Source organism: Aquimarina sp. AWH4_224 (assembly GCF_056160245.1).
In genome coordinates this window covers 1-210 of sequence record NZ_JBSWWU010000098.1, presented here as the reverse complement: position 1 = coordinate 210, position 210 = coordinate 1, and the positions used below count along the sequence as shown (strand labels likewise).

General features: G+C 36.2%; 1 pseudogene. It reads left to right on the top strand.

Going from position 1 to position 210, the window contains the following annotated elements:
- Nucleotides 1-210 (top strand): annotated as a pseudogene (locus tag ACXAGJ_RS24865) (OmpA family protein); the annotation flags it as partial.

Here is a 210-nt window from a genome sequence, read left to right as displayed (position 1 = left end):
TTGATGATTACAGTAGTGAGGCAGAGGCGGAGTATTATTTTCGATATGCTCAGACCTTAAAAGCTGCCGAGCAATATGATCAGGCCGATGTATACATGAAAAAGTTTACCGAGCTTGCTAATGATGATAATCGAGTTAAACTATTTGGAGATCAACCTAATTACTTAGAAAGGATTGATTTTCAATCAGGTAGATTTGATATAGAGAACT